General features: G+C 57.1%; 6 protein-coding genes. All 6 read left to right on the plus strand.

Annotated elements, in window-relative coordinates; all coding sequences use genetic code 11:
• Positions 1-383 (plus strand): aminotransferase class IV (locus B3M52_RS10150; RefSeq protein WP_286749493.1); only part of this gene is annotated, 383 nt, incomplete at its 5' end.
• A 4-nt stretch (positions 384-387) separates the two neighbouring features.
• Positions 388-1,455 (plus strand): endolytic transglycosylase MltG, encoded by a 1,068-nt coding sequence (gene mltG, locus B3M52_RS10155; RefSeq protein ID WP_075194785.1) that lies wholly within the window; start codon positions 388-390, stop codon positions 1,453-1,455.
• Positions 1,452-2,084, plus strand: a complete 633-nt coding sequence (tmk, locus tag B3M52_RS10160) for a dTMP kinase (RefSeq protein WP_075194786.1) — start codon at positions 1,452-1,454, stop codon at positions 2,082-2,084. The genes mltG and tmk overlap by 4 nt, the downstream gene beginning before the upstream one ends.
• Before the next feature lie 67 nt (positions 2,085-2,151).
• The gene (locus B3M52_RS10165) at positions 2,152-2,931 is read left to right on the plus strand and encodes an AraC family transcriptional regulator (protein WP_075194787.1); all 780 of its coding nucleotides are present in this window, start codon (positions 2,152-2,154) and stop codon (positions 2,929-2,931) included.
• Between the two features lie 201 nt (positions 2,932-3,132).
• Positions 3,133-6,312 (plus strand): bifunctional proline dehydrogenase/L-glutamate gamma-semialdehyde dehydrogenase PutA, encoded by a 3,180-nt coding sequence (gene putA / locus B3M52_RS10170; protein ID WP_075194788.1) that lies wholly within the window; start codon positions 3,133-3,135, stop codon positions 6,310-6,312.
• Between the two features lie 214 nt (positions 6,313-6,526).
• Positions 6,527-8,017, plus strand: coding sequence for a sodium/proline symporter PutP (gene putP, locus B3M52_RS10175; protein ID WP_036205025.1), 1,491 nt, complete (start codon positions 6,527-6,529; stop codon positions 8,015-8,017).
• Positions 8,018-8,240: the final 223 nt, after the last annotated feature.

The following is an 8,240-nucleotide window of genomic DNA, read 5'->3' on the forward strand; positions in this document are numbered from 1 at the left end:
GTCTGGAGCAGGTGATGGCAAGCCGTGAGTTCAGTGGCGAGGAATTCGAACTGATCATGGCGAACGCCGACGGGCAGTTGCTTGAGGGGACGCGAACCAACCTCATTATCAGGATGGAGGGAGAGTGGGTAACCCCTCCGGTTGAGAGCCTTGCAGTGGCCGGCGTCATGCGGCAGTTCGCCCTTGAGTGTCTGCGCGCATCCGGCCATACCATCCGGGAGCAGATCATCCAGCCTGCGTTGCTGTCGTCACCCGGGCTGCGTGGACTGTATCTCGTTAACAGCGTTGTGGGTATTGTCGCGGTTCGCAGATTGGGCAGCGTTGATTTGCCAGTTGATGATGGGCTTGAGACAATCTGCGACCCTCTGAAAACTTTGGAATAAAAGCTTGTTCAAGAAGTTACTCATCTGTGTGTTCTGTCTCTCCGTCCTGGCGCTTGCCGGGGGTGGTCTCTGGTTATGGCAGGGGCTTCAGACCCTTGAGCAACCTGTAGCGTTGGATGAGCCGGTGCTGTTCAGCGTGCCCTCCGGGAGCGGTTACGGTCAGGTTGCGCGTAAACTCGAAGCGGAAGGCCTTGTGGGCGACAGTCTGTGGCTGAAGATTCATGGTCGTCTTTACCCGGAGCAGGCGCTATTAAAGGCTGGCGAATATGAGTTCACCGATGGCATGACCAGTCTCGACATGATCAATGCGATGGTCGCCGGTGACACCAAACACTGGCAGATTCAGTTTATTGAAGGCTGGACCTTCCGTGACATGCGCGCCGCGCTCGCCAGCAGTGAGCGTCTTGGGCAGGTGACCGCCGACTGGACCGACGACCGGATCATGGAAGAGATGGGTGCCAACGGGTCGCATCCTGAAGGCCGCTTCTTTCCGGATACCTATCTGTTTACCAGCAGTGAAACCGACCTTGATCTGTTACGCAGGGCCTTTGAGCGAATGGAAGAGGTGCTTGCGACGGAATGGCAGGCCAAGGCTGAAAACCTGCCTTACGATTCTCCCTATGACGCTCTGATTATGGCGTCGATCGTTGAGCGCGAAACCGGTGCGGTTCATGAGCGGGAGGAAGTGGCCGGCGTCTTTGTCCGGCGCCTGGAGAAAGGTATGAGGTTGCAGACCGATCCTACGGTCATCTATGGGATGGGAGAGAAATACCAGGGGCGTATCACTCGCAAGGATCTGCGAACCCACACTGACTACAATACCTATCGGATCGACGGACTTCCGCCCACTCCCATCGCGTTGCCCGGCCGGGAAGCGATTCATGCGGCGCTGAATCCGGCTGAAGGCGATGCGCTCTACTTTGTGGCGCGTGGCGATGGCACCCACAAGTTTTCGAAAACCCTGGCGGAGCACCAGAAGGCCGTGAGGGCGTTTCAGCTCAACCGCCGTTCAGACTACCGTTCCTCTCCAGCTCCGTCTCCGGATACAACAGCGGAAGAGGGTGACCAATGACCCGCAGGGGGCAGTTTATTACCTTTGAAGGTACGGAAGGGGTTGGAAAGTCCACTCAACTGGCGAACGCCGCAAGTACGCTGGACGCGCTTGGCGTTGAATGCGTTGTAACCCGAGAGCCCGGCGGCACCCCGATGGCGGAGTCCATCCGCGAGCTGTTGCTGGCGCCGCGTGATGAGCCCGTGAACGAAACCACCGAGCTGCTGCTGATGTTCGCCGCCAGGGCGCAACACCTTCATACGCGTATTCTTCCTGAATTGGAGGCTGGTCGCTGGGTTCTGTGTGACCGGTTCACCGACGCCACCTTTGCCTATCAGGGGGGAGGGCGTGGTGTGCCCGCCGATCGCATAGCGCTACTGGAAAGCCTGGTGCAGGGCACGGTGCGCCCGGATCACGTTATCCTGCTGGACGCACCGGTGGAAACCGGTATGACCCGTGCCCGCCATCGGGGGGATCTGGACAGGTTTGAACAGGAAGCGGTAGCGTTTTTTGAGCGAATACGCGAGACCTATCTCGCTCGCGCCGCCAGCGCGCCGGGCCGTTATCACATCGTGGACGCCTCCCAGCCGATTGAGGCGGTCAGCGACGAGGTCGCGGGCCTGCTTCGGAGTCTGGTGAATCGGGCGTAGTCGTGCAAGTTTGCCGATGATCTGCTTTAATTGAGCTACATTCTCAGGAAATTTCCGGATCGCGGGCATGTTGGACGCACGTTTGCTCAAGCTTCCCACCGCTTCACACCATCATCGTCACGAGCATCATCAGATTGTTGTCGGTGTTCGTGGAGAGGCCGACCTGAGTGTGGATGGAACAGGTTCACACCTGGACACCTGGCGAGCCTGCCTGGTGCCCACTGAAGCGCGCCACGATTACTGTGGTGATCTGCAGAACCACGTTCTGGTTATCAACCTCGATCCCTACATGCCGGCCATAAATAGTCCTGAGCACAGTGAGTATGAAACACTCGCGCCTCTGTTTGAGCGGCCGCGCACACTGGTTCTGGACAATAAGCTGCAAGGGCTGGTTCAGTTCGTGGCGGGAGAGTTCGATCGCTCGCCGGATAATCAGGATATGCAGCGGCACATGGGGGCAAGCATCCTGCACTGCATGGCCGGGCGCATGAACGAAGGCAGGGAGGTTCGCCAGAACCGCCATGCCATCAGCCCCGACACGATCCGCCGTTACATCATGGAGAATATCCAGCGAAAGATAACGGTGAGCGATCTTGCCAGTGTGGCTTGCCTCAGTGTCAGCCGCTTCCACGAGATGTTTCGTGATGTGACGGGTATTACCCCCCACCAGTTTCTGCTCCAGACCCGGCTTGACCAGGCCGTGCAATTCCTGACCATGACTTCCTTTTCGGTCTCCGAAATCAGTTACCGGACTGGGTTTTCCTCCCAGAGTGCCCTCACCAACGCGCTCAGAAAACACAAAGGTACGACGCCCTCCAGATTGCGTTTTGGTGACAAAGTCGCCTGATTTGTTAAAAAAGCCTCATTTTCGGACGAATTTACAAAAGAATCGTAGGATTTTGTAAGCCTGAAGTCCGTAGTAATACTAACTTAACAGGGTAGCTGATCACGTCACAGCGCAGTACGGTACGTACGCGTTGCCTGACCCAACCATAATAAAAGTTCGAGGGGCCCGGCCATAGACGGGAACCGTCGGCGAGGCGCTCAGATGTTCAATGCAAGCAAGGTGCTCGAGCCTGCATTTCAGGAACAGCCAAAGTCGTTCTTCTGGCAAGCGATTACTGCCAACTACGCCGTCGACGAAACACGTTACCTCAACGAACTGATCCCCCTTGCCCAAAGCGATGCTTCTGAGCATCGAGACGTCACTGAAACGGCAACGAGCCTGATCAGAAAGGTCCGCGAGCAGGACGACTCCGTCCATATGGTCGACGCACTGCTGCAGGAATACAGCCTGGATACCGAAGAAGGCATCCTGCTGATGTGTCTGGCCGAGGCGTTGATGCGTATCCCCGACAAATACACCGCCGATGCGTTGATTCAGGACAAGCTGTCGGACGCTGACTGGAAGAAGCACGTGGGCCGCAGTGAGTCGACCCTGGTCAATGCCTCCACCTGGGGGCTGCTGCTGACTGGTCGTGTGGTCAAGATGGATAAACGACTGGACGGTTCCCCGTCCAGTATCTGGAAGCGTCTTATCAAGCGTAGTGGCGAGCCGGTCATTCGGAGCGCGATGTACCAGGCCATGGCCATTATGGGCAAACAGTTCGTGCTCGGACGGGATATCGACGAAGCATTGAGGAACGCCCGCGAGTACCGGGATTTGGGCTACACCTACTCCTTCGACATGCTCGGCGAAGCGGCAATGACCAGGGGCGACGCTGACCGTTACCTGAAGGACTACATGGATGCCATTGAGTCCGTGGGAACCGATACCTACCCGGACAGCCGGGCACCAGCGCCCTCAATTTCCATCAAGCTATCAGCCCTGCACCCTCGATACGAGGCGTCCCAGGAAGAGCGGGTTCTGGAAGAGCTTTACGCAACAGTCATTGACCTGCTGACGTTTGCGCGGGAAAAGAAGGTATCCATTACCATCGATGCCGAGGAAATGGATCGGCTGGAAATCTCGCTAAAGCTGTTTGAGAAGGCATTTACATCACCGGTTGCAAAGGGGTGGGGTGGTTTTGGCCTGGTTATCCAGGCCTATTCCAAGCGTGCTTTGCCGGTATTGTGCTGGTTGACCAAACTGGCGAAACAGCAGGGTGACGAGATCCCCATTCGCCTGGTCAAAGGGGCCTACTGGGACACCGAGATCAAAATCTGCCAGCAGTTGGGCCTGGAGGGCTACCCCGTATTTACGCGCAAAGAGGCTACCGACACCTCCTATCTGGCGTGTCTGCGTTATTTGCTGAGTGACTACACCGAAGGAGCGTTGTATCCGCAGCTTGCGAGCCACAACGCCCATACGGTTTCCTCGGTTCTGACCATGGCGAGGAACAAAGGGCGCAGGATCGAGTTCCAGCGCCTGCACGGTATGGGAGACGCCCTCTACAACAGCATCCTTGAGGACAACAATCTTCCGGTTCGCATCTACGCCCCTGTGGGAGCTCACAAGGATCTGTTGCCGTACCTGGTACGACGGCTGCTGGAGAATGGGGCAAATTCCTCATTTGTTCACCGGTTGGTGGACGCGGCAACGCCCATAGAGGCTCTGGTGCAGAATCCGGTTCAGGAACTGCAGGGATACGACTCACTGCCCAACGACCGAATTCCATTGCCCGTCGATATCTTTGGCAACGAGCGGCGCAACTCCAAAGGGATGAATATCCATGTAGCGGCTCATCTGGATCCGTTGCTGAATCATCTTGGCCAATGGGCAAAGAAACGCTGGGAAGCTGCACCGGTCATTGGCGGCGAAAAGCGCCGGGACGGAGAGCGGAGTGATATCCATGCGCCCTACGATCGCTCCCAACACGTTGGTCAGGTGTACTGGACGACCGAAGCCCAGGCGGAAGAAGCCCTGGTCGTTGCAACGGAAGGTTTTGTTTCCTGGCGGGAGCGTCCGGTGGAGGATCGTGCCGCCTGTCTCGAGCGATACGCCGAGCTGATGGAAGCAAATATGCAGGAGCTGATGGCGATCTGCTGCCGTGAAGCCGGGAAAACCATACAGGATGGTATCGACGAGGTGCGCGAAGCCGTCGATTTCTGTCGCTATTATGCCCTCCAGGGCAGATCCCGCTTTGGCAAGGCCTTGGCTCTACCTGGCCCCACGGGCGAGAGCAATGAGCTTTACATGGAAGGGCGGGGCGTCTTCCTCTGCATCAGCCCCTGGAATTTCCCCCTGGCTATTTTTACTGGCCAGGTGATGGCGGCGTTGGTGGCAGGAAATGCTGTTATCGCCAAGCCTGCGGAGCAGACAAGTCTGGTTGCTCAACGGGCTTTTGAACTGATGTTGGAAGCTGACTTCCCACCCGATGTGATTCAATTTTTACCCGGTGATGGCGCAACAATCGGCGGCAAACTGACCCCGGACCCCAGAATTGCCGGCGTCGCCTTCACCGGCTCTACACAGGTAGCGCACATACTCAATCGCACTCTGGCGCAGCGTGAGGGGGCAATTGTGCCCTTCATCGCCGAGACCGGCGGACAGAATGCCATGGTTGTGGACAGCAGTGCGCTGCCGGAGCAAGTGGTCAGGGATGTCATCCAGTCCGCTTTCGCCAGTGCCGGGCAGCGTTGCTCGGCACTGCGTGTGCTCTATATCCAGAAAGAGGTCGCTGAGCGCACAGAAAGCCTGCTGGCGGGCGCCATGCAGGAACTGATGGTCGGCAACCCTGAGCGTCACAGCACCGATGTCGGACCGGTGATTGATCAAGAAGCGCGGGATGGTCTGAAAGCCCATCTGACCGAGCTTGGCAAACATGCCAGGTTGGTATCGCAGGCGCCAATACCGGAGGCCTGCCGCGACGGCTACTTTGTTCCACCGTCCGCCTACGCCATTTCAAGTATCAACGAGTTGAAAGACGAACACTTCGGCCCTGTTCTCCATATAGTCCGCTACACTGCAGAGAAGCTGGACGATGTGATCGATGAAATTAATGCGGCGGGTTATGGACTTACCCTGGGTATTCACAGCAGAAGTGAGTCCACAGCGGCCTATATCGAGCGGCGGGTAAAAGTGGGCAATACCTACGTTAACCGAAACCAGATTGGCGCGGTTGTTGGTGTTCAGCCTTTCGGGGGGCGGGGACTTTCCGGTACCGGTCCCAAAGCTGGCGGGCCGCACTACCTGCTACGGTTTGCGACGGAGAGAACCCGCACCATCAACACCACAGCGGTGGGTGGAAACGCGTCACTGTTGTCGCTTGGCATTGAAAAGGTTTGATAGGACGCTTTGCTCACAAGGCAGTGCGGAACGAAAACCTGAACGATAGGAGGTAAGTATTGAGATGGGGAGGCAGGCGTTGTAAGCCGTAGCGCCTTAATGACGTGAGTAGTTTAGCGAGTCAAAAAAACAAAGGGTGCGACTACCGGGTTCACCGTGGTAAGCGCGCTAAACGGTCGGAGTTGATTCCGTCCATTTGAACTGGAGGAGTTTCATGGCTATTGGAGTTTGGATCAGTCTATTTGCTTACTTTGCGCTCATGATCGCCATCGGCGTTTATGCCATGCGCAGAGCTACGTCTTCATCCGAAGATTACATGTTGGGTGGGCGAGCCCTCAGTCCAAAGGTAGCGGCCCTGTCGGCCGGTGCTTCGGATATGAGTGGCTGGTTGCTTCTCGGGTTGCCCGGGGCGCTGTTTGCATCGGGCCTGGGATCGGCCTGGATCGGTATCGGCCTGCTCGTGGGTGCGTTTTTTAACTGGACCTTGGTAGCGCCGCGTCTTCGTGAACAGACGGTTCACTATGGCAATGCGATCACCATCCCGTCCTTCCTGGCAAACCGGTTCCCGACACAGGCGCTTTCGCTGCGTACCGTGTCAGCCATCGTCATCGTTATCTTCTTCGCGGTTTACACGGCATCCGGCCTGGTTGCGGGCGGCAAGCTGTTTGAGAGTGCATTCTCCGGCATCTTCAATTTCGGTGGTTTGAGCGACTATGCGGTTGGTATCGTCATCACGCTGGGTGTGGTGTTGGCCTACACCGTGGTCGGCGGGTTCCTGGCAGTAAGCATGACGGACTTCGTACAGGGCTGCATCATGATGCTGGCACTGGTCATCATGCCGGCGGTTGTCCTCTTTGGTGAAGGCGGCGGTGGTTTCGCCCAGGCGTCGCAAACCCTGAACGAAGTCGACCCCACGCTACTGTCGTGGACGGAAGGCCTGACGCTCATCGGTTGGTTGTCTGCGGTAACCTGGGGTTTGGGCTATTTCGGCCAGCCACACATCATTGTGCGTTTCATGGCGATCCGTACGCTGGATGAAGTACCGACTGCCCGTAACATCGGCATGTCCTGGATGCTTATCTCCCTGATTGGCGCCGTCTCCCTCGGTGTGTTTGGCCGGGCGTACGCGATTCGCAATGGTATGAATATCGAAGATCCGGAAACGATCTTTATCCTGCTCTCAGATCTTCTGTTCCATCCGCTGATCACAGGCTTCCTCTACGCGGCACTGCTTGCTGCAGTCATGAGTACCATTTCCAGCCAGCTGCTGGTGTCGTCTTCTTCACTGACCGAAGACTTCTATCGCCTGTTCCTGCGTAAAGAAGCGACCGACAAAGAATGCGTCGGCGTAGGCCGTGTGTGTGTTGTACTGGTAGGCCTGGTAGCTGCGGTTATTGCCTCCGACCCGAACTCTCAGGTTCTGGCCCTGGTCAGTAACGCCTGGGCAGGCTTCGGCGCCGCATTTGGCCCGCTGATTATCCTGTCACTGATGTGGCCGCGCACAAACGGCGCTGGCGCCATCGCAGGCATGGTTGTGGGTGCTGCCACGGTCATGATCTGGATCTCTCTGGGCTGGAACGGTGAGTTCATGGGTGGTCCTGGCGTGTACGAGATCATTCCTGGCTTCATTGCTGCTTTCATTGCCATTATGGTGGTGAGCTCGGTTACTGAAGATGCCGGTGAGTATCAGCACATCACCCGGTAAACAGGCGCGTTTTCAACGCTCTGAGTAAGAACAGGGGCTCCTTCGGGAGCCCCTTTTTTTGTAGGTCTGTTTACAAGGGGCTGGGCCCGCCGCGGGGTACCTTTTCTTCTGGGAAAAAGAACTCGCTGCGCTCAGACACCTTTTCCCCGGCAGAAAAGGCACCCCACACCGTGCCCGATCTGACTCGTAACGTTTACTTCAATCGAGTAGGAGGGGGAGTTAC

Origin of the sequence: Marinobacter sp. UBA2688, assembly GCF_002352785.1 — a bacterium.
Taxonomy (GTDB): domain Bacteria; phylum Pseudomonadota; class Gammaproteobacteria; order Pseudomonadales; family Oleiphilaceae; genus Marinobacter; species Marinobacter salarius.

Excerpts from the sequence above, each read along its gene's own strand:
- putA (WP_075194788.1), top strand. The coding sequence starts at position 3,133 with ATGTTCAATGCAAGCAAGGTGCTCGAGCCTGCATTTCAGGAACAGCCA.
- B3M52_RS10165 (WP_075194787.1), top strand. The coding sequence starts at position 2,152 with ATGTTGGACGCACGTTTGCTCAAGCTTCCCACCGCTTCACACCATCAT.
- tmk (WP_075194786.1), top strand. The coding sequence starts at position 1,452 with ATGACCCGCAGGGGGCAGTTTATTACCTTTGAAGGTACGGAAGGGGTT.
- putP (WP_036205025.1), top strand. The coding sequence starts at position 6,527 with ATGGCTATTGGAGTTTGGATCAGTCTATTTGCTTACTTTGCGCTCATG.